Source organism: uncultured Halomonas sp., from assembly GCF_947501415.1.
Lineage (GTDB): Bacteria > Pseudomonadota > Gammaproteobacteria > Pseudomonadales > Halomonadaceae > Halomonas.
In genome coordinates, this window is record NZ_CANMVL010000002.1 from 66,871 (window position 1) to 90,854 (window position 23,984).

General features: G+C 63.8%; 18 protein-coding genes. 2 read left to right on the forward strand and 16 right to left on the reverse strand.

The features are described 5' to 3' along the window. Window positions 1-153: 153 nt before the first annotated feature. From nqrM to Q0894_RS01125, 8 genes are all read right to left on the reverse strand, one after another. Window positions 154-408: a (Na+)-NQR maturation NqrM gene (gene nqrM / locus Q0894_RS01090; protein WP_132045376.1), complete on the reverse strand. Its 255-nt coding sequence runs from the start codon at window positions 406-408 to the stop codon at window positions 154-156. Between the two features lie 360 nt (window positions 409-768). Beyond that, a complete protein-coding gene (nqrF, locus tag Q0894_RS01095; protein ID WP_132045374.1) occupies window positions 769-2,001 on the reverse strand; it encodes an NADH:ubiquinone reductase (Na(+)-transporting) subunit F in 1,233 nt (410 codons plus the stop codon). Window positions 2,002-2,069: 68 nt separating this feature from the next. Next, window positions 2,070-2,687, reverse strand: a complete 618-nt coding sequence (nqrE, locus tag Q0894_RS01100; protein ID WP_132045372.1) for an NADH:ubiquinone reductase (Na(+)-transporting) subunit E — start codon at window positions 2,685-2,687, stop codon at window positions 2,070-2,072. A 1-nt stretch (window position 2,688) separates the two neighbouring features. Next, window positions 2,689-3,357, reverse strand: coding sequence for an NADH:ubiquinone reductase (Na(+)-transporting) subunit D (locus Q0894_RS01105; RefSeq protein WP_299230741.1), 669 nt, complete (start codon window positions 3,355-3,357; stop codon window positions 2,689-2,691). Window positions 3,358-3,359: 2 nt separating this feature from the next. Further along, complete coding sequence (locus tag Q0894_RS01110) at window positions 3,360-4,178, reverse strand: Na(+)-translocating NADH-quinone reductase subunit C (protein WP_299230743.1); 819 nt, start codon at window positions 4,176-4,178, stop codon at window positions 3,360-3,362. Continuing rightward, a complete protein-coding gene (locus tag Q0894_RS01115; RefSeq protein ID WP_299230745.1) occupies window positions 4,178-5,404 on the reverse strand; it encodes an NADH:ubiquinone reductase (Na(+)-transporting) subunit B in 1,227 nt (408 codons plus the stop codon). The genes Q0894_RS01110 and Q0894_RS01115 overlap by 1 nt, the downstream gene beginning before the upstream one ends. Continuing rightward, window positions 5,404-6,753 (reverse strand): Na(+)-translocating NADH-quinone reductase subunit A, encoded by a 1,350-nt coding sequence (locus Q0894_RS01120; RefSeq protein ID WP_299230747.1) that lies wholly within the window; start codon window positions 6,751-6,753, stop codon window positions 5,404-5,406. The genes Q0894_RS01115 and Q0894_RS01120 overlap by 1 nt, the downstream gene beginning before the upstream one ends. Before the next feature lie 269 nt (window positions 6,754-7,022). Beyond that, a complete protein-coding gene (locus Q0894_RS01125; RefSeq protein WP_299230749.1) occupies window positions 7,023-8,486 on the reverse strand; it encodes a glyceraldehyde-3-phosphate dehydrogenase in 1,464 nt (487 codons plus the stop codon). A 212-nt stretch (window positions 8,487-8,698) separates the two neighbouring features. Here Q0894_RS01125 and mfd point away from each other — a divergent pair, with 212 nt between their 5' ends. Both mfd and Q0894_RS01135 read left to right on the forward strand, forming a co-directional pair. Then, the gene (mfd, locus tag Q0894_RS01130; protein WP_299230751.1) at window positions 8,699-12,148 is read left to right on the forward strand and encodes a transcription-repair coupling factor; all 3,450 of its coding nucleotides are present in this window, start codon (window positions 8,699-8,701) and stop codon (window positions 12,146-12,148) included. A 149-nt stretch (window positions 12,149-12,297) separates the two neighbouring features. Further along, window positions 12,298-13,329 (forward strand): L,D-transpeptidase family protein, encoded by a 1,032-nt coding sequence (locus Q0894_RS01135; protein WP_299230753.1) that lies wholly within the window; start codon window positions 12,298-12,300, stop codon window positions 13,327-13,329. A gap of 178 nt (window positions 13,330-13,507) precedes the next feature. Here the strand turns inward: Q0894_RS01135 and Q0894_RS01140 are convergent, their stop codons facing one another. From Q0894_RS01140 to Q0894_RS01175, 8 genes are all read right to left on the reverse strand, one after another. Continuing rightward, window positions 13,508-13,771 (reverse strand): Lpp/OprI family alanine-zipper lipoprotein, encoded by a 264-nt coding sequence (locus Q0894_RS01140; RefSeq protein WP_132045355.1) that lies wholly within the window; start codon window positions 13,769-13,771, stop codon window positions 13,508-13,510. Window positions 13,772-13,950: 179 nt separating this feature from the next. Beyond that, entirely contained in the window at window positions 13,951-14,565 is a 615-nt protein-coding gene (locus Q0894_RS01145; RefSeq protein WP_299230757.1) for a L,D-transpeptidase, read from the reverse strand. Between the two features lie 325 nt (window positions 14,566-14,890). Then, the gene (locus Q0894_RS01150; RefSeq protein WP_299230759.1) at window positions 14,891-16,483 is read right to left on the reverse strand and encodes an ABC-F family ATPase; all 1,593 of its coding nucleotides are present in this window, start codon (window positions 16,481-16,483) and stop codon (window positions 14,891-14,893) included. Window positions 16,484-16,797: 314 nt separating this feature from the next. Then, on the reverse strand, window positions 16,798-17,229 hold the full coding sequence (locus tag Q0894_RS01155) for a hypothetical protein (protein ID WP_299230761.1): 432 nt from the start codon (window positions 17,227-17,229) through the stop codon (window positions 16,798-16,800). A 225-nt stretch (window positions 17,230-17,454) separates the two neighbouring features. Continuing rightward, window positions 17,455-17,928, reverse strand: coding sequence for an NYN domain-containing protein (locus Q0894_RS01160; RefSeq protein ID WP_299230763.1), 474 nt, complete (start codon window positions 17,926-17,928; stop codon window positions 17,455-17,457). Between the two features lie 5 nt (window positions 17,929-17,933). Next, window positions 17,934-18,395 carry a DUF6586 family protein gene (locus Q0894_RS01165; protein WP_299230765.1) on the reverse strand — a complete coding sequence of 154 codons (462 nt, stop codon included), beginning with the start codon at window positions 18,393-18,395 and terminating at the stop codon, window positions 17,934-17,936. After that, window positions 18,392-21,022 carry a type I DNA topoisomerase gene (gene topA / locus Q0894_RS01170; RefSeq protein ID WP_299230767.1) on the reverse strand — a complete coding sequence of 877 codons (2,631 nt, stop codon included), beginning with the start codon at window positions 21,020-21,022 and terminating at the stop codon, window positions 18,392-18,394. Before topA ends, Q0894_RS01165 begins: the two co-directional genes overlap by 4 nt. Window positions 21,023-21,261: 239 nt before the next feature. Beyond that, the gene (locus Q0894_RS01175) at window positions 21,262-23,799 is read right to left on the reverse strand and encodes a DUF3141 domain-containing protein (RefSeq protein WP_299231203.1); all 2,538 of its coding nucleotides are present in this window, start codon (window positions 23,797-23,799) and stop codon (window positions 21,262-21,264) included. Window positions 23,800-23,984: the final 185 nt, after the last annotated feature.

Below are 23,984 nucleotides of genomic sequence, written 5' to 3' on the forward strand. Positions count from 1 at the left end.
CGCCTTGCCCGCTCGACAAAACGACGCCCATAAACGACCCCCATAAACGACAAGCGCCGCCCCTTGCGGATCGGCGCTTGTCGTTTCAATGTCGCAATTGCCAGAGAAGCTCTGGCGCTGCAGGTAAGGAAGAGGCTAAAGGATGCGCGGGGCTCAGCGACGGGTGGCGTCGTACCCCAGGTCGGCACCGCGGCTCTCGTCGCTGCGCCGGCGGGCGCTGCCGCGCTTGCGGTTTTCCTCTTCACAGACCTCGTCCTTGCCACCGCAGATCTCGCAGCCATCCTTGAGGCCGAGCTGGTTGAGTCCGCCGCAGGAGCCGGCGATGGGCTTGCGGCCCATGATCACGCCGACGGCCATGGCCGCCATGATCAGCAGCATGAAGGCCAGGGCAATAAGCCAGATAGTCATCAGGATCTCTCCTTGGGTGGTGCCCTGCCATCATCGGCTGGGCGATTCACCCGGTAGCATTTGGTCATACACAGCAGACAGTGCAAGTCGCCTCACGTTCCAGCTATACCTGCCCGATATCATTAGAGTTACCGCAGGTTGTTGGTTCAGCAGCTCGGGGCTAACCTGGCGACAAACCCCGGAGCGCCGGACCGACGAGGAGGCGCTGTAAATACCTCCCTGTACGCTACCGACGCCTTCCCTGGCGTAGGACCTCCTCTTCGGCTTGTCCCCAGCGCCCCTGATTCAGAGAACTTATTCTTCATACAACGAGGGCCGACCTTCTGGCCGGCCCTCCTTGTCGCCTGACGGCGGGTGGGATCATCCGCCGAAGTCGTCCAGCAGGATGTTCTCGGGCTCCACCCCGAGATCGAGCAGCAGCTTGATCACGGAGGCGTTCATCATGGGCGGCCCACACATGTAGTACTCGCAGTCCTCGGGAGCCGGATGGTCCTTGAGGTAGTTCTCGTAGAGGACGTTATGGATAAAGCCAGTGGGGCCTTCCCAGTTGTCCTCGGGCTGCGGGTCGGAGAGCGCCAGGTGCCACTCGAAGTTGTCGTGCTCCTCGGCCAGCTTGTCATACTCTTCGTTGTAGAAGGTCTCGCGCCAGGAGCGCGCACCGTACCAGAAGGTAATCTTGCGCTTGGAGTCGAGGCGCTTGAGCTGGTCAAAGATATGGCTGCGCATCGGCGCCATGCCGGCACCACCACCGACGAAGACCATCTCGGCGTCGGTGTCCTTGGCGAAGAACTCGCCGAAGGGCCCCATCACGGTGACCTTGTCGCCAGCCTTGAGGCTGAAGACGTAGGTCGACATCAGGCCGGGCGGGTGGTCGGTGTTGGGCGGCGGGGTGGCGATACGGATGTTGAACTTGAGGATGCCCTTCTCTTCCGGGTAGTTCGCCATGGAGTAGGCGCGGATGACTTCCTCGTTGCTCTTGTGGGAGATGTCGAACAGCCCGAACTTCTCCCAGTCACCGCGGTACTCCTCCTCGATATCGAAGTCCTTGAAGGCGATATCGTAGGGCGGTGCCACCAGCTGCACATAACCACCGGCGCGGAAAGCGACTTCCTCGCCCTCGGGCAGCTTGAGGTTGAGCTCCTTGATGAAGGTGGCGACGTTGGGGTTCTCGATGACCTCGCATTCCCACTTCTTGACGCCGAAGACCTCCTCGGGCACCTCGATCTTCATGTCCTGCTTCACCGGCACCTGGCAGGAGAGACGCCAGCCCTCCTTCTTCTCGCGCATGGTGAAGTGAGACTCTTCGGTGGGCAGGATGGCGCCACCGCCCTCCTCCACGCGGCACTTGCACTGGGCACAGGAGCCACCGCCGCCACACGCGGACGAGAGGAAGATGCCATTGGCGGCCAGGGTATTGAGCAGCTTGCCCCCGGCCTGGGTGGTGATGGTGTTCTCGGGATCATCGTTGACCTCGATCTGCACGTCACCGGTGCTGACCAGCCTGCTGCGGGCGGCCAGGATGATCAGCACCAGGCCGATGACGACCACGGTGAACATGACCACGCCGAGCAAGATAAGTGATGTATCAACCATGTCGGTTTCCTATTGCTTTCGTTGCCTGGTACCCGGCACCTCTCGGTGCCGGGCAAGGACGACCTGCTTCAGAGTTGGATGCCGGAGAAGGACATGAAGCCCAGCGACATCAGGCCCACCGTGATAAAGGTGATGCCCAGACCCTGCAGGGAGCCGGGAACGTCGCTGTACTTGAGCTTCTCGCGGATACCGGCCAGGGCCGTGATGGCCAGTGCCCAGCCAACCCCGGAGCCGAAACCGTAGACCACGGCTTCACCGAAGTTGTAGTTACGCTCGACCATGAACAGCACGCCACCCAGGATGGCACAGTTCACGGTGATCAGCGGCAGGAACACGCCCAGGGCGTTGTAGAGTGCCGGCACGTACTTGTCGAGGAACATCTCCAGGATCTGCACCAGCGCGGCGATGACGCCGATGTAGCTGAGCAGGCCCAGGAAGGAGAGGTCGATGTTCTCGGCCCCGCTGATGCCGGTCCAGGTCAGGGCGCCTTCCGAAAGCAGGAAGGTGTAGACCAGGTTGTTGACCGGCACGGAGATGGTCAGTACCACGATCACCGCGATGCCCAGACCGAAGGCCGCGGAGACCTTCTTGGACACGGCGATAAAGGTACACATGCCGAGGAAGAACGCCAGTGCCAGGTTCTCGACGAAGACCGAGGCAACGAATAGGCTCAGATAATGTTCCATGTTACACCGCCTCCTTCGGTTCGGTGTTGGCCTTGATCTTGAACTCGTTCTCCTCGACCTGCTCCGGATTGAGGCTGCGCAGCACCCAGATGATCAGGCCGATGATGAAGAACGCCGACGGCGGCAGCAGCAGCAGGCCGTTGGGCACGTACCAACCACCGTTCTGCACGGTTTCGAGCACGGTGAAGCCGAACACGCTGCCGGCGCCGAACAGCTCGCGGATAAAGCCGACGGTCATCAGGATAAAGCCGTAGCCCAGGCCGTTGCCGATGCCATCCAGGAAGGAGAGCTTCGGGCTGTTCTGCATGGCGAAGCCTTCGGCACGCCCCATCACGATGCAGTTGGTGATGATCAGACCGACGAACACCGAGAGCTGCTTGGACATCTCGTAGGCGTACGCCTTGAGGATCTGATCGACCACGATCACCAGCGAGGCGATGATGGTCATCTGCACGATGATGCGGATGGAGGACGGGATATGATGACGGATCAGCGACACGAACAGGTTCGAGAAGGCCGTCACGAAGATCACCGCGCAAGTCATGACCAGCGATACGCTCATGCTGGTCGTCACCGCCAGGGCCGAGCAGATGCCCAGTACCTGAAGCGCGATGGGGTTATTCTTGAACAGCGGCGTCGTCAGGACGCCTTTCGGGGTAGCTTCCGACATGATCAGGCTCCTTCCGTTTCGAGTTCAACGTCGGCGCCCTGGGCCTCGTCCTGGCTAACGCCGGAACGGAACTTGGCCAGGTAGTCACCGAAGCCCTCGGGGCTCAGCCAGAACTGCAGCATATTGGTGACGCCGTTGCTGGTCAGGGTCGCACCAGAGAGGGCATCCACCTCGTTCTCGCCGCTGGCGCCGCCCTTGGCCAGGTGGATCGCCGGCGCGACGGCATCGGCCGCGTCGAAGATCTCCTTGCCTTCCCACTGAGCCTGCCAGCGCGGGTTGTTCACCTCGCCACCCAGACCCGGAGTCTCGGCGTGCTCGTAGTAAGTAATGCCGACGATGGTGTTGCCGTCCCCTTCCACGGCCAGGAAGCCGCGCATCAGGCCCCACAGGCCCTGGCCACGGATCGGCAGGATGATCTGCTCGGGATCATCCGGGTTGCCGACCAGGTAGACGGTGGAGTAGGTCTCGACACGGGTCAGCCCCGCCGGGTCCTTCTCGCCGGAGAGGGTCCGTGAAGCGGCCGGGTCACGACGCGCCTCGAAGGCGTTGTAGGTGGCCGGATCATGCTCCTCGGAGTACTCGCCGGTCTCCAGGTTGACCACGCGCGGCGTGATGCTGGATTCGAAGGTCTCGTTGACATCCATGCCGGGCTCGTAGAGGTCGGCAACGTTGAGGATGTTGGTCTTGCGATCCAGCTCCTGGTTGAACTGCTGCTTGGAGCGCAGTGCCACCGCGGCGGTAGAGACGATGACCGAACACACGATGCAGAGTGCGAACGCCACCGTCAGGATCTTCTTGATGGAGTTGTTGCTCTGTGCCATCAGGCAGTCTCCTCGGCCGGCACACCGGTGCGCTTGAGTCGGCGCTTGATGTTGGCCTGAACAAAGATATGGTCGATGAGCGGCGCGAACAGGTTGGCGAACAGGATCGCCAGCATGATGCCTTCGGGGAAGGCCGGGTTCACGACGCGAATCAGCACGGTCATGACGCCGATCAGGGCGCCGAAGATCAGTCGACCCTGGTTGGTCATGGAAGCAGAGACCGGGTCGGTGGCCATGAACACCATGCCGAAGGCGAAGCCGCCCAGCACCAGGTGCCAGTACCAGGACATGGCGAACATCGGGTTGGAGTCGGAGCCGACCAGGTTGAACAGCGCGCTGGTCGCCACCATACCCAGGAAGACACCCAGCATGATCCGCCAGGAGGCAATGCCCGTCCATAGCAGCACGACCGCGCCGATCAGGATCGCCAGGGTCGAGGTCTCACCCACCGAGCCGGGGATGAAGCCCAGGAATGCATCCCACCAGCTGAATTGCTCGGTCAACGCGCTCATGCCGTCCTGGAAGGCGACCGACAGGGCGGTAGCCCCGGTGAAGCCATCGGCTGCCACCCATACCGCGTCACCGGAGATCTGCGCCGGATAGGCGAAGTAGAGGAAGGCGCGGCCGGTCAGTGCCGGGTTGAGGAAGTTCTTGCCGGTGCCGCCGAAGATCTCCTTGCCGATCACCACACCGAAGGTGATGCCCAGCGCCACCTGCCACAGCGGGATGGTGGCCGGCAGGATCAGCGCATAGAGCACGGAAGTGACGAAGAAGCCCTCGTTGACCTCGTGGCCACGCTTGATGGCGAACAGCACTTCCCAGAAACCACCGACCACGAAGGTGACCAGGTAGATCGGCAGGAAGTAGGTGGCGCCCAGCACGAAGTTGGCCCACAGGCTATCGGGGTTGTGGCCCGAGGCCAGCACCATCAGGATCGCCTCGCGCCAGCCGGCCATGGAGCCGTAGCCGTCGGCGATGGCCACGTTGGCCTGCCAGCCGGCGTTCCACATGCCGAAGAACATCGCCGGGAAGGTGCACAGCCAGACCGTGATCATGATGCGCTTGAGGTCGACGCCATCGCGCACATGGGCCGTGGTCTTGGCGACACTGGGCGGCGCATAGAAGATGGTGTCCACCGCTTCATAGAGCGGGTAGAACTTCTCGTATTTGCCGCCCTTGTGGAAGTGCGGCTCGAGATTGTCGAGTGTCTGTCGAATACCCATCATCAGGCCTCTTTCTCGATCGTGGTGAGGTTGTCACGCAGGATGGGACCGTACTCATACTTGCCGGGGCACACATAGGTGCACAGCGCGAGGTCCTCCTCATCCAGCTCCAGACACCCGAGCTGCATGGCGGTCTCGATATCGCCGACGATCAGCGAGCGCAGCAGCTGTGTGGGCATGATATCCAGCGGCATCACCTTCTCGTAGGCACCCACCGGCACCATGGCGCGCTCGGAGCCGTTGGTCGAGGTGGTCGGGGCATAGTCCTTGAGGCCGGTCAGCTTCGAGAGATAGATGCCCATCACCGAATGGCGATTCTTGCCCGGCGAGATCCAGCCCATGAAGGCACGCTTGTTGCCTTCCTCGAGCAGGCTGACCTGATTATGGAAGCGACCCAGGTAGCGCAGGCTGCCTTCGCAGGTGAAGCCGGAAAACACCGAACCGGAGATGACGCGGGTGTCATCCGGTTCGATCACTTCCCCCTTGAGCAGTTCATCGGTGTTGGCACCGATGCGGGTACGCAGCATCCGCGGCTTCTCGGCGCGGGGGCCACCCACGGCCAGTACCCGGCTGACGTCCAGCTTGCCCTCGACGAACAGCTTGCCGAAGGCGGTGACGTCCTGGTAGCCGATGTGCCACACACGCTTGTGCAGGGCGACGGGCGAGAGATGATGAATATGCGTGCCCACCAGGCCGGCCGGATGCGGCCCGGCGAAGGTCTGGGGCGATACGCCGTCGATGTTGCCGCCGGGGATGCTGCTGTCCGGGCCGCTGCACAGGTAGACCTTGCCCTCGGTGAGGCGGGTCAGCACCTTGAGGCCATCCTCGAAGGCCTGGGGCTGCTCGTTGATCACCTTGGCCGGATGGGCCGCCAGCGGATGGGTATCGATGGCGGTGACGAAGATATCGGCGGGCACACCGTCGATGGCCGGCGTACGCGAGTAGGGACGGGTCCGCAGAGCGGTCCACAGCCCCGACTCGACCAGCTGGTCGACCACGGTCTGTCGCTCCAGACCGGCCAGCGAGTCGCGACCATGCGCGGTGAACTCGACGGCTTCCTCGGACTCGGCAACCTCGATTACCACCGAGAGAAGGCGACGCTTCTCCCCGCGGTTGATCTCGATCACCTTGCCGGCTGCCGGCGCCGTGAAACGCACGCCATCGATCTTCTTGTCGGTGAAGAGCAGCTGGCCAAGCTTGACGGTATCTCCCTCCTTGACCTCCATGGTCGGCTTCATGCCGACATAGTCGGTGCCCAGGACCGCCACGTGGCGCACCGGCCGCGCATCCTCGATACGCTGCTCGGGCGCTCCCGTGATGGGGAGATCCAGGCCTTTCTTGACTTCGATCATAGTCTCGCCCAGTTGATGGATCGGATATAAGAGGAAAAGGGGCCAGAGACACGCCCTGCCCACCCGAAAAATCCACCGCATTATAAAGACAAGGCAACGGGATGACCACCTGAGCGAAGGTCGCAAGGGGTGACTTGAAGCAAGGGTAAGATTGTCGCAGACGGCGGCATGCGACGTTTTCCGGCCAGACCACCAATACAGAAAGGGGCAGGAAGATTTCTCTCCCTACCCCTGGGCATCACTCCCGACTGTGCGGGTGGCTGTCGACGTTACGCCTTGGCGCGCGGCAGCTTGAGGAAGCTGACGTTGGACATGTGCTGCAGGAGACGAATCACCTGGCAGCTGTAGCCGAACTCGTTGTCGTACCAGACGTAGAGAACGGCGTTCTTGCCATTGGCGATGGTCGCCTTGGCATCGACGATACCGGCGTGGCGGTTACCGACGAAGTCGGTGGAGACCACCTCGGAAGAGTCGACGAAGTCGATCTGCTTCTGGAACGGAGAGTTCAGTGACATTCCGCGCAGGTAGTCATTGAGCGCGGCGGCATCGGTCTCTTTCTCCAGGCGCAGGTTGAGGATCGCCATGGAGACATTGGGGGTCGGTACGCGAATGGCGTTGCCGGTCAGCTTGCCGTCGAACTCCGGCAGCGCCTTGGCCACCGCCTTGGCGGCACCGGTCTCGGTCAGCACCATGTTGAGCGGCGCACTGCGCCCACGACGGTCACCCTTGTGGTAGTTGTCGATCAGGTTCTGGTCGTTGGTGTAGCTGTGCACCGTCTCGACATGACCATGCTCGACGCCGAACTCGTCGTTGAGCACCTTGAGCACCGGCACGATGGCGTTGGTGGTGCAGGACGCGGCGGAGATGATGCGATCCTCATCGCTCAGGTCGCCATCGTTGATGCCGTAGACGATGTTCTTGATATCGCCCTTGCCCGGCGCGGTGAGCAGCGCCTTGGCCACACCCTTGCACTGCAGGTGCTGACCGAGGCCCGCCTCGTCACGCCAGATACCGGTGTTGTCGACCACCACGGCGTTGTCGATACCGTATTCGGTGTAGTCGACATCGGTCGGCGCGTCGGCGTAGATCACCTGGATGACATTGCCGTTGGCGGTAATGGTGCGTGCCTCGGCATCGACGCTGATGGTGCCGTCGAAGGGGCCGTGAACGGAGTCACGACGCAGCAGGCTTGCCCGCTTCTCGAGGTCCTTGGCGATATCGCCGCGGCCGCGCACGACGATGGCGCGCAGGCGCAGCAGGTTGCCGCCGCCGGCCTTCTCCACCAGCACCCGGGCGAGGATGCGACCGATACGACCGAAGCCGTAGAGGACGACGTCCTTGGGCTCACCGTTGCCGGCGTCCGGGTCGTGGGCATCGACGATCTCGGCGAGCTCCTCGCGCAGGAAGGCCACGGCGTCGCCACCGCCCTGCTTCTTGAAGGCAACACCCAGCTTGCCGATATCGACATGAGCCGGGCCCAGGTTGAGCTCGGTCATCGCCTTGACCAGCGGGTAGGTGTCCTCCACGGAGAGCTCGGTGCCCTCCACCTTCCGTACGAAGCGGTGATCCTTCAGAATACGAATCACGCTACGATTGAACTGCGACCGCCCGTAAAGAGTCGTAACCACGTTGTTATGACGGTAGAGGCTACCGATCATCGGGATCATCTGCTCAACTAGCGCCTGATTGTCGTGCCACTGCTGAAAGACGGTATCGGAGGGGTGCTGACTCACGTGAGGCCTCACTGGTGGATTCGAAGGGTTTCACGGCCATTATCCCGGGGCCGGGGCCCGGCGGCAATCGCTGGATGGTCGCAGCCGTTGTAGGCGGATTACAGAAACCGGCGCTTGACTACAAGGCCCCAAGAGGGCTGGTATGATGAGCACCCGCGAAGCGCCACCCAGGATCCGTCGGGCCGCGCCCGTCGACAGCCCAACACGAGACCATGCCAACTTTCTCTCCGCTCGATCCACCGCGCCCCCAGGGGCTACGCGAGACACGCTACTGGCAGATGCCCCACGGCAGCGCTGCCGCCCTGGCCCTTGCCCACCTGGCCAACGATGCGCCCCTGCTGGTGATTACCGCCGACACCGCCCAGGCCCTGCGCCTCGAGAGCGAGCTGCGCTTCTTCAGCCAGGTGCCGGTACTGCCCTTCCCCGACTGGGAAACCCTGCCCTACGACAGCTTCTCCCCCCATCAGGACATCGTCTCCTCGCGGCTGCGTACCCTGCGCCGGCTGCAGGACGGCGAGCGCGGCATCGTGCTGGTGCCGATCAACACCCTGATGCAGCGTCTGGCACCGGTCGAGTATATCGCCGGGCGGGTGATGACCCTGGAGGTGGGACAGACACTGGACCGCGAGGGCTTTCGCGATGCCCTCTCCCGGGCCGGCTACCGCGCCGTGGAGACGGTCTATGAACCCGGCGAGTATGCCCTGCGCGGCGCCCTTGTCGATCTCTTCCCGATGGGGGTGGAGGCGCCCCTGCGCATCGACCTGTTCGATGACGAGATCGACACCCTGCGCACCTTCGACCCGGACACCCAGCGCAGTGCCGAGAAGGTCGAGCGCATCGAGCTGCTGCCGGCTCACGAGTATTCACTCTCCCGCGGCGCCATCGCCTGTTTCCGCGAGGGCTTCGAGACGCTGTTCGATGTCGACCCGCGCCAGTGCCCGCTCTATGTGGACGCCCTCAAGGGCATCCCCTCCCCCGGACTCGAGCAGTATCTGCCGCTGTTTTTCGAGGAGACGGCGACGCTCTTCGAGCATCTCGCCGAGGGAACACGCGTCGCGCTGATGCCGGAGTGCCTGGCCGCCGCGGAACACCACTGGTCCTCCATCGAGAGCCGCTACGATAACCTCGGGGTCGACCCGACCCGTCCGCTGCTGCCGCCCCATCGCGCCTTCGTGCCGGTGGCCGAGCTATTCGCGGCGATCAAGCGCCACCCTCGAGTCGAACTGACCGAAGAGAGCGACCATCGCCACGCCCTCGCCCCTGCCACCCAGGCACCGCCCAGTGTCGGCATCAATGCCCGGGCCAGGGAGCCGCTGGCCCCCCTGGCCGACTTCCTGGCGCAGCGTGGCGATACCCGCGTGCTGTTCGTGGCGGAGTCGCGCGGCCGCCGGGAAGCCCTGGAGGAGGCCCTGGCCCCCCTGCGCCTGGAGTTGCCCCACGTCGAGAGCTTTGCCGACTTCCTCGCCGGTGACGCGCCCATCGCCATTACCGAGGGCGAGCTCGAGGCGGGCCTGTGGCTGACCGAGCCTGGCGTGGCGGTGATCAGCGAGGCCGAGCTCTATGGCGAGGTGGTGCGCCAGAGTCGCCGCCGCGAGAAGGCTACCGATGCCGACGAGCTGGCCATTCGCCATCTCTCCGAGCTGCGCCCCGGCGTCCCGGTCGTCCACCAGGCTCATGGTGTGGGCCGCTACCGTGGTCTGGAGGCCCTGGAGGCCGGTGGCCAGGCCGCCGAGTTCGTCACCCTGGAGTACGCCGATGGCGCCCGGCTCTATGTGCCGGTCGACAACCTGCATCTGATATCGCGCTACGCGGGCGCCGATGATGAGCTCGCCCCGCTGCATCGATTGGGCTCCGAGCAGTGGGAGAAGGCCAGGAAGAAGGCCGCCGAGAAGATCCGCGACTCCGCCGCCGAGCTGCTGGATATCTACGCTCGCCGCGAGGCACGGGAGGGCTTCGCCTGCTCGCTGCCCGATACCGAATACTCGCGTTTCGCGGCCGCCTTCCCCTTCGAGGAGACACCCGACCAGCGCGCCGCCATCGAGGCCGTGATCGGTGACATGACCGCCCCCCGCCCCATGGACCGCGTGATATGCGGTGACGTGGGCTTCGGCAAGACCGAGGTGGCCATGCGCGCCGCCTTCCTGGCGGTGCACTCCGGCCGCCAGGTGGTGGTGCTGGTGCCGACCACCCTGCTGGCCCGCCAGCACTACGAGAACTTCCGCGACCGCTTCGCCGATACCGCGGTCAATATCGAGCTGATCTCGCGCTTCACCGCCGGCAAGGGCCAGTCCGAGACACTGAAGCGCATCGAGGAGGGCCAGGCGGATATCGTCATCGGCACCCACAAGCTGCTCTCGAAGTCCATGCAGCTGCCGAAGATGGGCCTGCTGATCATCGACGAGGAGCACCGCTTCGGGGTGGCCCAGAAGGAGCGCCTGAAGAGCCTGCGTGCGGAGGTGGACATCCTGACCATGACCGCCACGCCGATCCCGCGCACCCTCAATATGGCGATGAGCGGCATTCGCGACCTCTCGATCATCGCCACGCCCCCGGCGCGTCGCCTGTCGGTCAAGACCTTCGTGCAGCGCCGCGAGGAGGCGGTACTCAAGGAGGCGATCCTGCGCGAAATCCTCCGCGGCGGGCAGGTCTACTTCCTCCACAATGAAGTCAAGACCATCGAGACCGCCGCCGAGACGGTGCGCGAGCTGGTACCCGAGGCCCGGGTCGGGGTGGCCCATGGCCAGTTGCCCGAGCGTGCCCTGGAGCGGGTGATGTCTGACTTCTACCACAAGCGCTTCAATGTGCTGGTCTGCTCCACCATCATCGAGACCGGCATCGACGTGCCCAGCGCCAATACCATCCTGATCGAGCGCGCCGACAAGTTCGGCCTGGCCCAGCTCCATCAGCTGCGCGGCCGGGTCGGCCGCAGTCACCACCAGGCCTATGCCTACCTGCTGACCCCGCCGCCGAAGGCGATGACCCGCGATGCGATCAAGCGCCTGGAGGCGATCGGCGCCGCCGAGGACCTCGGTGCCGGCTTTACACTGGCCAGCCACGACATGGAGATTCGCGGCGCCGGCGAGCTGCTCGGCGACGAGCAGAGCGGGCAGATGGAGGCGATCGGCTATGGCCTCTATATGGAGATGCTCGACCGCGCCGTGTCGGCCATTCGCGCCGGCAAGACCCCCAATATCGAGGCTCCCCTGGACGAGGGCGTCGAGATCAGCCTCAATCTGCCGGCCCTGATCCCCGACGACTACCTGCACGATGTGCAGCAGCGCCTGGTGATGTACAAGCGCATCGCCAGCGCCAACGATGAGGCGCAGCTCAAGGAACTCCAGGTGGAGATGATCGACCGCTTCGGCCTGTTGCCGGGACCGGTGAAGACCCTGCTGCGCCAGACCCGGCTGCGCCAGCGCGCCGAGCGCCTGGGCATCACCCGCCTAGAGGCCGGTCCCGAGCGGGGACGCGTCATCTTCGGCGCCCACACCGGTGTCGACCCCTTGACCCTGGTGGAGCTGATCCAGCGTGAGCCGGGCCGCTATCGCCTGGATGGTGCCGACACCTTGCGCTTCGAGGCCTCCATGGAGAACGAGGAGGCACGGTTCCAGGCCGTGGAGCAACTGCTCGAGACGCTGAACCGCAAGGCGCAGGCGGCATAAGGGGGACGAGGAACGAGGGGCTCGACCCTCGAACCTTACCCCTCGCACCTGCCCTCTATACTGTTATCATACGCCCCATCTCACCGCCCACCGACACCGGTTACAGGAGTCACCGGTGTCCCCAAAGCCCCGGGAGTTCAACGACCCTGATGAGTACCCTGACACTGACCAGCCGCGGCGTTCGCCGTGCCATGGCGATTGGGCTTGGCGCCCTGCTCGCCACCGGCGCACAGGCGGCCACCCCCACCTACGACGAGGTGCATGAACTGCCACGCGGCCACTATGCGCTACCCGAGGACGGCAGCGTCATTGGCGAAAGCTATACGGTGATCGTCGAGGAGGGTGACACCCTGATCGATATCGCCCGTGAGCACAACGTCGGCTACGAAGAGATCCGCATGGCCAACCCGGATGTCAGCATCTGGGCCCCCTATGCCGATACCGAGGTCACCATCCCGGCACGCCGGGTGCTTCCCGATGCCGAGCGCCAGGGCATCGTGATCAACCTCTCGGAGCTGCGCCTCTACTACTACTCCAAGTCCGGCGTGGTGGAGACCTATCCGATCAGCGTTGGCCGTGAGGAGTTCTCGACACCGGTCGGCGTGACCAAGACCACCATCAAGGTCAAGGATCCCGCCTGGTCGCCACCCGCCTCGATGCGCCGCGAGGCTGCCGCGCGCGGTGAGCCGGCACCCTCCATCGTGCCGGCCGGACCCGACAATCCGTTGGGGCGCCACGCCATTCTGCTGGGCATCCCCAGCTACCTGATCCACGGCACCAACAAGCCCGAGGGGGTCGGCATGCGCGTGAGCCGTGGTTGCATTCGCATGTTCCCCGAGGATATCGAGTCTCTCTATGAGCGCGTGCCCAGCGGCACCCGGGTCAATATCATCGACCAGCCCTTCAAGGCCGGCTGGACGGAAGATGGCGAGCTGCTGGCTCAGTCCTACCCCGCGCTGGAGGAGAATCGGGAAGGGTTCGAGCCGCTGATGTTTGCCATCGACAAGCTGGCCCATGTCTTCGGTGACGAGCAGCCGCCGGTAGACTACAAGCGCCTTCGCGCGCTGGTGGAGTCCTCCGACGGACAGGCGATCTCGCTGCTCAAGACGGCCGAGGAGGCGCCCACACCGGCACCCTCCGGGCCGCGCAACCTCTACGAGGCCATCGCCGTCGTACGTTGATGTGCCACGCCTGGCGTCATGCCGTGACGCCAGGCGAGCACAGCGGAGCAGAAGCAGGAAGCCTTTAGAAGAAGCTTCTAGAAAAGGCCTCTAAAAACAGAAAGACCCCGCCTAGGCGGGGTCTTTCTGTTTTGCAGAACCGCCATCGCCCGAGGGCGATGCCAGCACTCCAGCAGTCTTACTTCTGCATGGAGCGGCTGAACATGCGGTTCATCTCGTCACGGTTCTGCTCGGACATCTGCAGAGCCGCCTGGGCGTCACGCTGGGCCTGGTTGGCAGTGTTCTGTGCCTGAACAGCGATGCTGCGAGCTTCGGCAGCGTCGGCCTGGGCAGACTCAGCGGTCATGCGAACCTCTTCCAGAGCACTGGTGGAAGCACAGCCAGCCAGGACAGCCAGAGATGCGGCAGCGGCGGTCAGCTTCAGGGTGGTCTTCAGAGTCATGGTGTTCTCCTTGATCTTCCTTGGTAGTGCATTGAAAGAAACCTGAAATCAGGTGTCTTGCCTGCGACATGCAGGCGCGTCGTAAGCGACTTGTGCCAGGGGCACTGAAGTCAGCGCTGTTTTATTACACGACACAGCGCTTGTCCATCGCTTTCAACGTCCCTTGCGCATGTACCAGCCTAGCGGATCACGACGCGTGTGCCAATGTCGATCAAACCAGACAGTTGCTCGATCTGCCTGTCCGTCACCGCCACACACCCCTGGGTCCAGTGAAACTGGCGATGAATCTCGGGGTCACCCTTGCCGACACCGTGCAGGCCAATGTAGCCACCCAGCGCCGTTTCCTGGGGTGGATGACCATTGAGCCGGTAGTAACGGAAGTAGTCGTCGTAGTCCTGCTGGGTATAGATGCCTTCATCCAGCGCCACCCGAGCATGGGCGGGGGTCGGATAATCCAACCCGATGAACAGGTGCCAGTCACTCTCGTGATTAAAGCGGTTGACGCGAAACTCGCCCTTGGGAGTCGCACCACTGCCCTGCAGACGCATCGGCCTGGCACCACCCCGCCCCAGCGAGATCGGCGAGAAGTGGGCCAGCTCGCGATTGCCTCGGTAGACGATCAGCTTCGCCTCACGGTCATCCACCAGTACCCAGACCTCCTCACCATGACGGGGAAGGTGCGCCCGGGAGAGCTGTGTCTCGATCAGATTGGCCCTGGCCGACTCGATTCCGAGCAGCGCCAAGGGGCTTGCGAGAACGAGTCGACTGAAGCGTCGACGGGAGAGTGAAGACATCGTTTGGCGACTCTTGGTTTGGCAACACGTGGTTTAATAACTCGTGATTTAACAACTCGTGATCTAACAACTAGCAGTTTATCAACTCGTAGTTTGGCAACGCGTGAAACGGCTATCGAGCATTGTCGGGGTTTGGCGACAGCTTGGCGAAAGCGTCGCGATAGTTACGCGACAATGCGGCTAGACCCTTTATAGCGCACCAGCAGGCGCTCTGTCAGGCGCTGCCGTCGGCTGACAGCACCACTCAAGGCTGTTCCGGCGACAGGCCGGCGGGATACCTCCCCCTTATCGTAGCCAATTTGCGACAACCATTCGGCGGTCATGCTCAGGCATATAATCCTTGACTTCTCAGATAGTCGTCGTAGCCACCGCTGAAGTCGGTTATCCCCTTATCACTCATATCGAGGATACGCGTCGCCAGCGACGAGACAAATTCACGATCGTGACTGACGAAGATCAGCGTGCCGGCATAGTTCTCCAGGGCCAGGTTGAGCGCCTCGATGGATTCCATGTCCAGATGGTTGGTGGGCTCATCCATCAACAGCACATTGGGGCTCGTCAGGGCCAGTTTGCCAAATAGCATTCTGCCCTGCTCGCCGCCTGAGATGACGCTGACCGACTTGCCAATATCGTCGCTGGAGAACAGCATCCTGCCCAGGGCGCCACGCACCTCCTGCTCGCCACCGTCGGTCCACTGGGCCATCCACTCGAACAGCGTTGCTTCGTTGGCGAAGTCATCGGCATGATCCTGGGCGAAGACCCCGAGGTCGGCGCTGTCGGTCCACTTGACGCTGCCGGCCTGGGGCGCCAGCTCACCGGCCAGGGTACGCAGCAGGGTCGTCTTGCCGATGCCATTGGGCCCGATGATGGCGATGCGCTCGCCGGCCTCGACGGTCATGCCGAACCCTTCGAACAGCGGGGCCTCGTCACCGAAACCCTGGGTGAGCCCCTCGACGTTGACCGCATTGCGGTGGATCTTCTTCGCCGGCACGAAACGAATGAACGGGCTGACCCGACTCGACGGCTTGATCTCCTCGAGCTTGATCTTCTCGATCTGGCGCGCCCGGGATGTGGCCTGCTTGGCCTTCGAAGCGTTGGCCGAGAAACGGCTGACGAAGGCCTGCAGATCGGCGATCTGCGCCTTTTTCTTGGCGTTGTCGGCGTACTGACGCTCGCGGGCGGCGGTCGCGGCGGTCATGTACTCATCGTAGTTGCCGGGAAAGAGGCGGATCTCGCCATAGTCCAGGTCCGCCATATGGGTGCAGACGCTGTTGAGGAAGTGGCGGTCGTGGGAAATGATCACCATGGTGCTGTTGCGCGCCGTGAGAATGCCCTCCAGCCAGCGGATGGTGTTGATGTCCAGGTGGTTGGTGGGCTCGTCGAGCAGCAGCACATCGGGGTCGGCGAACAGCGCCTGAGCCAGCAGCACGCGCAGCTTCCAGCCGGGGGCGATTTCGCTCATGGGGCCAGTGTGCTGATGGAGCGGAATACCCAGCCCAAGCAGCAGCTCGCCGGCTCGGGATTCGGCGGTGTAACCGTCGAGTTCGGCGAAGCGGACCTCGAGATCCGCCACATCCATGCCATCCTGCTCGGTCATCTCGGGCAGCGAATAGATGCGCTCGCGCTCGGCGGCCACCTGCCACAACTCGCTGTTGCCCATGACCACGGTGTCGATGACCCGCTCCTCCTCGAAGGCGAACTGGTCCTGGCGCAGCTTGCCGAGCCGTGCACCGGCCTCGACCATCACCTGGCCCGAAGAGGGCTCCAGGTCACCGCCGAGGATCTTCATGAAGGTGGACTTGCCGCAGCCGTTGGCACCGATCAAACCGTAGCGGTTACCATTGCCGAACTTGATGGAGACATTCTCGAACAGGGGCCTGGCCCCGAATTGCATGGTGATATTGGCGGTAGAGATCAAGGCAAGCGTCCGTTCGAAGCAGAGTGGGGGCGCGATTGTACCGATTATCGGCGCGTCTCACAGTGCAACGCGTTACTGCCCCGGAGCTATTGCAGATGGCAGCACCGCTCAAGGCTGTTCCGGCGACAGGCCTTCGAGGGGGCGCTGTAAATACCTCCCTGTACGCTACCTCGGCCGTCCCTGGTCCTCGGACCCCCTCTCCGACCTGTCCCCGGCGCCTTTCGCTATCTACCTGACGGTCACGGCGCTAGCCATGGTGACTACCCAGTGCACCCTTCCAACGAAAGACTCGAGCCGGGCGCGCTGGGCCTCGCTTAGTCGAGTCGCTCGACAGTGAAGATGGCCTGCAGCTTGTCCTTCTGGCCGTAGAGATGCACGGTGGTGCGGTCGAAGGGGAAGCGCTCCAGATAGGGGCTATCGTTGTTATAACGCGGCTTGTGGGCATGGATCAGAGCCGCCATGAGGCGCTCGCGATTGGCCCTTCCACAGGGGCCGATAGAGTACCACAGCGCCTCACCGGGCTGCAGGTTCGACTCCCAGCGTGGGCGAGCCTCACCGTGCTGGATGCCGTAACGCGCACTGCCGCTTTCGCCGACATAGAGCAGCTCCTGCACCTCCATATTGCCGGTTTCCGGGTCTTCGGCCGCACGATAGATGCAGTAGATCCCCGGCTCGTCCGTGGCTTGCGCGATATCCTCATCGCTCCAGTAACCGAGCATCTTGGGCGAAAGAATCTGGTCGTTCATGGCAACCTCCTCCGTGGACCACGACCCACCGCACTTCATCGACAGGACGACGCCAGTGGCGCGGACAGCATGCAATGGAGCCGATCCTGCCGGTGTGCCATGCCAACCACTTGCGATGGGCTGATATCTCAAGCGTAGCCAAGCTGGCGGACCGGCGCCTTGCCGGGCATCAACGAATGGTGATGTAGTCGACTCTGATGGCTGAGACGGCTAGGGCTGATACGGCTAAAGCAGCAGGGCCCCTTCGATAGGCACGAAGTCACTGGCCGCGCGAATCAGGGAGTCGGCGCTAAGGGAGGCTACCCCGACGACCGTGACCCTCACTCTGTAACGCTCACGCAGCCGGCTCACCAGCAGGTCGAAGTCGCCGTCGCCGGAGACCAGCACCACATGGTCGACCAGCGGTCCCGCCTCCATGGCATCGAGGGTGATCCCGACATCCCAGTCCCCCTTGGCCGAGCCATCACGGCGCTGGATAAAGGGCTTGAGCTTCACATTGAAGCCGATGGCACGCAGGATCGCCTGGAAGCGGTGCTGACGAGGGTCGCCGCGCTCTACCGCGTAGGCGTTGGCCACCACTATCTCGTGGCCGGCGGCGAAGCGGGCCCAGAAGGCGTTGTAGTCGAAATGGCGACCGAAGGCCTGACGGGAGGTGTAGTAGACGTTCTGAACGTCGACGAAGATGGCCAGGCGTTCCACCCGGCCTACCACTCCTGGCTGGTCTGGCGCAGCGCGGCGATTTCGGCCTTGGCCTGGCGCAGGCAGTCGTCGAGCGCCTGCCCCAGTTCGGCGGAGCCACCCACGGCGATCAGGCCAGCGCCGCCACGTCCACGGCGGGCGGCACCCTCATCGCCATGCAACGCTGCCAGCCTGGCGATGAGCCAGTGAAGCCAGCTGCCCTCCCGGGCAGCCAGCTCGCGCAGGCGCTGCAGTTCGGCAATGCCGGCCCCCTCGGGGCCGAGCAGCTCACGCCAGTCGTAACTGGACAGGCGTGCATGCTCGGTCACCTCTCGAAGCAGCGCCTGAAGCGCCAACTCGGTCAGGGCCAGGGCGCCCTCCTCTGCCGCCATGCGACGGGCCTCGGCGTGCTCGTCATCGCCGGCGGGAACCTGCAACAGCAGTTCGGCCTGATAGAGCAGCTGATTGGTACGAGCGCCTGGGTTCACTTGCGCTTGTCCTCCACCTGCCACTTGCTGCCGTCATAGGTGGCCTTCCAGCCGGTGGCCTTGCCGTTTTCGTCGGTCATCACGAACTGCTCCTTGGCCTTGCGCGAGAAGCGGATCTGGGCGGGCCGGCCATCCGGATCCTCGCTCGGGGCGTCGAGGAGATAGCGGTACTTGTCGGGCAGTTCCTCGGCATGAGCCTTGAGCTCCTTGACCAGAGGCGGGCGAGTCTCGCGGTTCTTGGGGAACTTGCTGGCGGCCAGAAACAGGCCACTGGCGCCGTCCCGCAGCACATAGTGGTCATCGACCTTCTGGCAGGCCAGCTCCGGCATGTCGATGGGGTCCATCTTGGGCGGTGCCACCTCGCCGCTTCTCAACAGCTTGCGAGTGTTCTTGCACTCGCTGTTGGTACAGCCGAAGTACTTTCCGAAGCGTCCGCTCTTGAGCTGCATCTCGCTGCCGCACTTGTCGCACTCGATGGTGGGGCCGTCGTAGCCCTTGATGCGGAACTTGCCCTGCTCGATCTCGTAGCCGTCACAATCCGGGCTGTTGCCGCAGATATGCAGTTTGCGCGTCTCGTCGATCAGGTAGCTGTCCATGGCGGTGCCGCACTTCGCACAGCGATGCTTGGCGCGCAGGGCATCGGTCTCGGCGGCCTCGTCGGCATCGGCGGCTACCGCCTCTTCCCCCGGCAGCAGGTCGATGGTGGTCTTGCAGCGCTCCTTGGGCGGCAGGTTATAGCCGGAGCAACCCAGGAAGACCCCGGTGGACGCCGTGCGGATCTGCATCTTGCGCCCGCAGGTCGGGCAGTCGATATCGGTAGGCACCGGCTGGTTGGGACGCATGCCCTCCTCGCTCTCCGCCACCTCGAGCTCCTTCTTGAACTCGGCATAGAAGGCATCGAGCAGCGCCTGCCAGTTGCGCTCGCCCTCAGCCACCTCGTCGAGGCCATCCTCCATGCGCGCGGTAAAGGAGTAGTCCATCAGATCGGGGAAGGACTCCTTGAGGCGCTCGGTCACGATATCGCCCAGCTTCTCGGCATAGAAGCGACGGTTCTCCAGCTTGACGTAGCCGCGGTCCTGGATGGTGGAGATGATCGCCGCGTAGGTGGAGGGGCGACCGATGCCACGCTTCTCGAGCTCCTTGACCAGGCTCGCCTCGGTGTAGCGCGCCGGTGGCTTGGTGAAATGCTGGCGAGGATCGAGCGCCTCCAGGGTCATGCTGGTGCCCTGGGCGAGGTCCGGCAGTGACTGGTCCTCTTCCTTGCGGCCCATGGGCTTCATTACCCGGGTATAGCCGTCGAACTTCAGCACCCGCCCCTTGGCACGCAGCTCATAGCCATCGGCCTCCACGGTCAGGACGCTGGAGAGATACTCGGCCGGCGTCATCTGGCAGGCCACGAACTGGCGCCAGATCAGCTCGTAGAGGCGCTCGGCATCACGCTCCATGCCGGACAGGTCGGTGGCACGACGGCCTACCTCGGAGGGCCGGATCGCCTCGTGGGCCTCCTGGGCACCCTCCTTGCTGGAGTAGCGAAGCGGGGACTCCGGCAGGTAGCGTGAACCATATTCGCTGCCGATAAAGTCGCGCACGCTCTCCACGGCATCCTTCGAGAGGTTGGTGGAGTCGGTACGCATGTAGGTGATATAGCCCGCCTCGTAGAGGCGCTGGGCCAGGGTCATGGTCTTCTTCACCGAGAAGCCCAGGCGGCCGCTGGCGGCCTGCTGCAGGGTCGAGGTGATAAAGGGGGCGTTGGGTTTCGAGCGGGTCGGCTTGTCGTCCCGGGCGGTGATGGCAAGGGAGGCCTTGCGCAGCGCCGCGATGCGCTCCAGGGTCTCGGCCTCGGAGGTGGGCCGGAAGGCCTTGCCGTTCTGGCGCACCAGCTCGAAGCGCACCGACTCGCCGCTGTCGGCCGTCAGATCGGCATGAACGTCCCAGAACTCCTCGGGCACGAAGGCGCGAATCTCGCGCTCGCGCTCGACGATCAGGCGCATGGCCACCGACTGCACGCGCCCCGCCGAGAGCCCGCGAGCCACCTTGGCCCACAGCAGCGGCGAGAGCATGAAACCTACCACCCGGTCGAGGAAACGCCGCGCTTGCTGGGCCTCGACCCGCGGAATATTGAGGCTACCGGGATCCTCGAACGCCTCCTGGATGGCATTCTTGGTGATCTCGTTGAACACCACTCGCTTGTAGCGTGCATCGTCGCCGCCGATGGTCTCGCGCAGGTGCCAGGCGATCGCCTCACCCTCGCGGTCAAGGTCGGTGGCGAGATAGACGGCATCGGCCTTCTCGGCGAGCTTCTTGAGCTCGGCAACGACCTTCTCCTTGCCGGGCAGTATCTCGTAGTTGGCCTTCCAGCCATCCTCGGGGTCGATCCCCATGCGGCGAATCAGCTGAGCCTGGGCCTTCCGACGCCGATGCTCTGCCTTCTCTTCCGGCGACATCTTGCGAGTGGCGGCGGCCTGACGAGCACGCTCCTTGGGATCGGAGGATGTCTTGCCCGAGCCGCTGGTCGGCAGATCGCGGATATGACCCACACTCGACTTCACGATGAAGTCGCTGCCGAGATACTTGTTGATCGTCTTCGCCTTGGCCGGCGACTCGACGATGACCAGTGACTTGCCCATAGTGCTCCACTCAGTGTCGGTGACACGGGCGCGGTGCCGTGCCTGGCGAATTCCTGCCGCCCTGCCTGGGCGTCTGAAAAATGCGCTTACCCTACCCCAGCACCAGGCATCACGCCAGTGGCACACCGGGCCGGCTCTCTGACCCTAGACCGCTGACCCGCCTCGGGCAAGCCTCTCCACTAACGACGATGCCCCCGTTGCACGAGGCAGCGGGGGCATCACCTGGGCAGGATCACCGATCAGCGAGAGCCCTTCCCACCTTTCGGCTTGCGGCGGGCGGCGGCGCCACGGCGGCGCGATGGAGCCTGCTTGCCAGCGGGCTTGCCCGTTTCAGACTTGGCCGTTTCGGTATTGGCGGCTTCGGTCTTGGCGGCTTCAGTCTTGCCCGCTTCGGTCTTGGCGGCTTCAGGCTTGGCCGCTTCAGGCTTGGCGGCCTCTGGCTTGGCGCCCTCGCTCCGGGGCGAGACCTTCGACGCTGCCTGGGCCTCCATGATCTCCTTCAGCTCACGGTAGGCCTGGTGCTGGGCCTGGGCCTGCTCGCCCACCCAGGCTTCGGCCTCGGCGCGGGACTCCGCTTCGATCCGTGGGGCATGGTCGATGGCGCGCTCGAAGAGCTTGCTCACGCGTGCCATGCGCTCCGCCGATGCTTCGGAGAGCTCGCCACTGGCCGCCAGCACATGCTCGATATGATCGAGATGAGCCGCGATCTGCTCGCCGCTCTGTCCCTCGAGCAGCCTCGGCAACGCCTCGATCGCCGCCTCACGATCCAGCTTGAGAATAAAGAACTGCTCACGCATCAGGCACTTGAAGTCCGCCAGCGAGAGCTTCGGCTCGAGCTCGGCGTGCGAGGCCCGCATCCGCTTGAAGTTGCGCTCATCCGTGGAGGCCGCCCCTCCCAGCACGTAGATCAGGGCCCGGATAATCGCCTCGTGACTGCCACCCTCGGCGATACGCTCGGCAAGTTCGGCACGGCGGCGCTCGACGAAGCGACGATGCTCGGGCTCGGCACCCGGGCGGCGACGGTGGACGTGGGCATCGCCTCCCAACCCGACCAGCGCCTGTAGCAGCGGCTGCCCATAGATATCCAGGAACAGCCGCTCCACACTGCCGTCGCGCAGGTCACGCCAGGCATTGAGGCCACGGGTGATCTGATCCGAGGCGATCGTCTCCAGCACCCGAAAGAGGTTGGCCTCTTCCAGTGCGTGGCGATCGGCACGGATATGTTCGGCCAGAACGGGAATCGAGGCCATCAACGGATTACGATCCGAGAGCAGGCGGTAACCCAGGCGACTGGGGTGCAGGCGACGCATCCAGTGAGCCGACTCGGGCGTCGCCATGGCGCGCACCCAGGGCTGAACGAAGAACCGATAGAGGCCCAGATTGATCTCGGAGATCCGCGCCACGGTCGCGAAGCGGGTGTCGTCCTCGAGGCTTGGCTTGACCACCTTGTCGAGCTCCTCCACGCTGCGAGGCGTGAACTCGAGCAGATAGTCCCGCTCGATCAGCTCGCTATCGTCGCGCTCCTCAGCCTCCGTGACCGTGGTCTCGTAGAGGCCAGGGGGCAGCACATCGATATAATCCATGTTGGCGGTGAACTCGGTGTGCTCCTTGCGCGACACACTGCCGGAAACGAAGATGCCGAGGTGACCGGTGGTGTCGTGAATGCAGTAGACGATGGTCTGCTCATTGGCGAGGATATCGTCGCTGCCCTCGTAGAGGTCACGCACCCAGCCCAGTGCCTGCGGTGGTGGCGTGATGTCATCACCCTGGGAGCAGAACACCACGACCGGTGAGCGCAGGTTGCGCAGGTCGATACGCCGGCCATCGGAGGTCACCAGCTGGGCGGTGGAGAGCCGATTGCCGATGAACAGGTTGTCGACGATATACTGGATCTCGTCGCCCCCCAGCACCACATGACCACCCCACCAGCGTTCGAACTCGAGGTAACGCTCGGCTTCGGTATCCACCTGGGAATAGAGACGATACTGCTTCGCCCAGAAGGTGTTGGCCGGATTGAGGTTCTCGAAGTTCTGCACCAGCCAGGCACCATCGAACTGGCCATTGCCCAGATCGCTGAGCAACGAGGTCATCCAGCTGCCACCGGCCATTCCGCCGGAGTATCGCATGGGGGCCTTGCCGCGCTCGCCCGCCCAGTAGGAGAGCGGCGCGCCGGCCGTCAGAATCGGACCGAACAGATCCGGCTCCAGGGAGGCGGCCATCATCAGCTGCCAACCTGCCTGGCAGTTGCCCACCACCATGGGCTTCTCGGAGAGTTCGGCATGGCGCTCGTTGATGTGTCGCAGGAAGGCGATCTCCGCCTCCACCACGTCCTCGACCTGCTGACCGGGCACCGGGTAGGGCAGGAAGCCGATAAAGTAGCAGGGATGGCCGGCACGCAGCGCCACACCGATCTCGCTATCGGGCTTGAATCCACCGATGCCTGGTCCGTGACCGGCACGGGGGTCCACCACCACGAAGGGACGCATCTGCAGATCCGTGGGCTGCCCGGCAGGGGGCAGGATACGCAGAAGCTCGTAATTGACCGGACGAGGCAGGTCGCGACCGTCCATCAGCACTTCGGAATCGAAGCCCAGCACGCTGAGATTGGTCTGCTCGATATGTTCCAGGTACTGGTTGCCACGCTGGCGCATCACGTCCAGGAAAAGCACGCTGCGCTCGAACGCATCGAGCCAGTAGCGGCCGGCGGCACGCCCGAAGCCGAACGGGTCGACAAGGGAAAGCGCGTCGTCCGGCGCCGAGGGTATCGGAAGGGTCATCATGTGACCTCCTGGTGTTGGCGGTCAGGGAGTGGGAAATTCTGGGTCGGCCATCCGACGTTGTTGCACTGCAATATAACCCAATTGAGTGGTGACGACGAGTTTTGACGCGTTTCGGAAGGTAAAAAGCGACTGCGGCAGCTTGCCACGCGTAAGCCAATACCATGCCGCAAGCGCGCAGCTAT

Excerpts from the sequence above, each read along its gene's own strand:
- nqrM (WP_132045376.1), bottom strand. The coding sequence starts at position 408 with ATGACTATCTGGCTTATTGCCCTGGCCTTCATGCTGCTGATCATGGCG.
- nqrF (WP_132045374.1), bottom strand. The coding sequence starts at position 2,001 with ATGGTTGATACATCACTTATCTTGCTCGGCGTGGTCATGTTCACCGTG.
- nqrE (WP_132045372.1), bottom strand. The coding sequence starts at position 2,687 with ATGGAACATTATCTGAGCCTATTCGTTGCCTCGGTCTTCGTCGAGAAC.
- Q0894_RS01105 (WP_299230741.1), bottom strand. The coding sequence starts at position 3,357 with ATGTCGGAAGCTACCCCGAAAGGCGTCCTGACGACGCCGCTGTTCAAG.
- Q0894_RS01110 (WP_299230743.1), bottom strand. The coding sequence starts at position 4,178 with ATGGCACAGAGCAACAACTCCATCAAGAAGATCCTGACGGTGGCGTTC.
- Q0894_RS01115 (WP_299230745.1), bottom strand. The coding sequence starts at position 5,404 with ATGATGGGTATTCGACAGACACTCGACAATCTCGAGCCGCACTTCCAC.
- Q0894_RS01120 (WP_299230747.1), bottom strand. The coding sequence starts at position 6,753 with ATGATCGAAGTCAAGAAAGGCCTGGATCTCCCCATCACGGGAGCGCCC.
- mfd (WP_299230751.1), top strand. The coding sequence starts at position 8,699 with ATGCCAACTTTCTCTCCGCTCGATCCACCGCGCCCCCAGGGGCTACGC.
- Q0894_RS01135 (WP_299230753.1), top strand. The coding sequence starts at position 12,298 with ATGAGTACCCTGACACTGACCAGCCGCGGCGTTCGCCGTGCCATGGCG.
- Q0894_RS01140 (WP_132045355.1), bottom strand. The coding sequence starts at position 13,771 with ATGACTCTGAAGACCACCCTGAAGCTGACCGCCGCTGCCGCATCTCTG.
- Q0894_RS01145 (WP_299230757.1), bottom strand. The coding sequence starts at position 14,565 with ATGTCTTCACTCTCCCGTCGACGCTTCAGTCGACTCGTTCTCGCAAGC.
- Q0894_RS01155 (WP_299230761.1), bottom strand. The coding sequence starts at position 17,229 with ATGAACGACCAGATTCTTTCGCCCAAGATGCTCGGTTACTGGAGCGAT.
- topA (WP_299230767.1), bottom strand. The coding sequence starts at position 21,022 with ATGGGCAAGTCACTGGTCATCGTCGAGTCGCCGGCCAAGGCGAAGACG.
- Q0894_RS01175 (WP_299231203.1), bottom strand. The coding sequence starts at position 23,799 with ATGACCCTTCCGATACCCTCGGCGCCGGACGACGCGCTTTCCCTTGTC.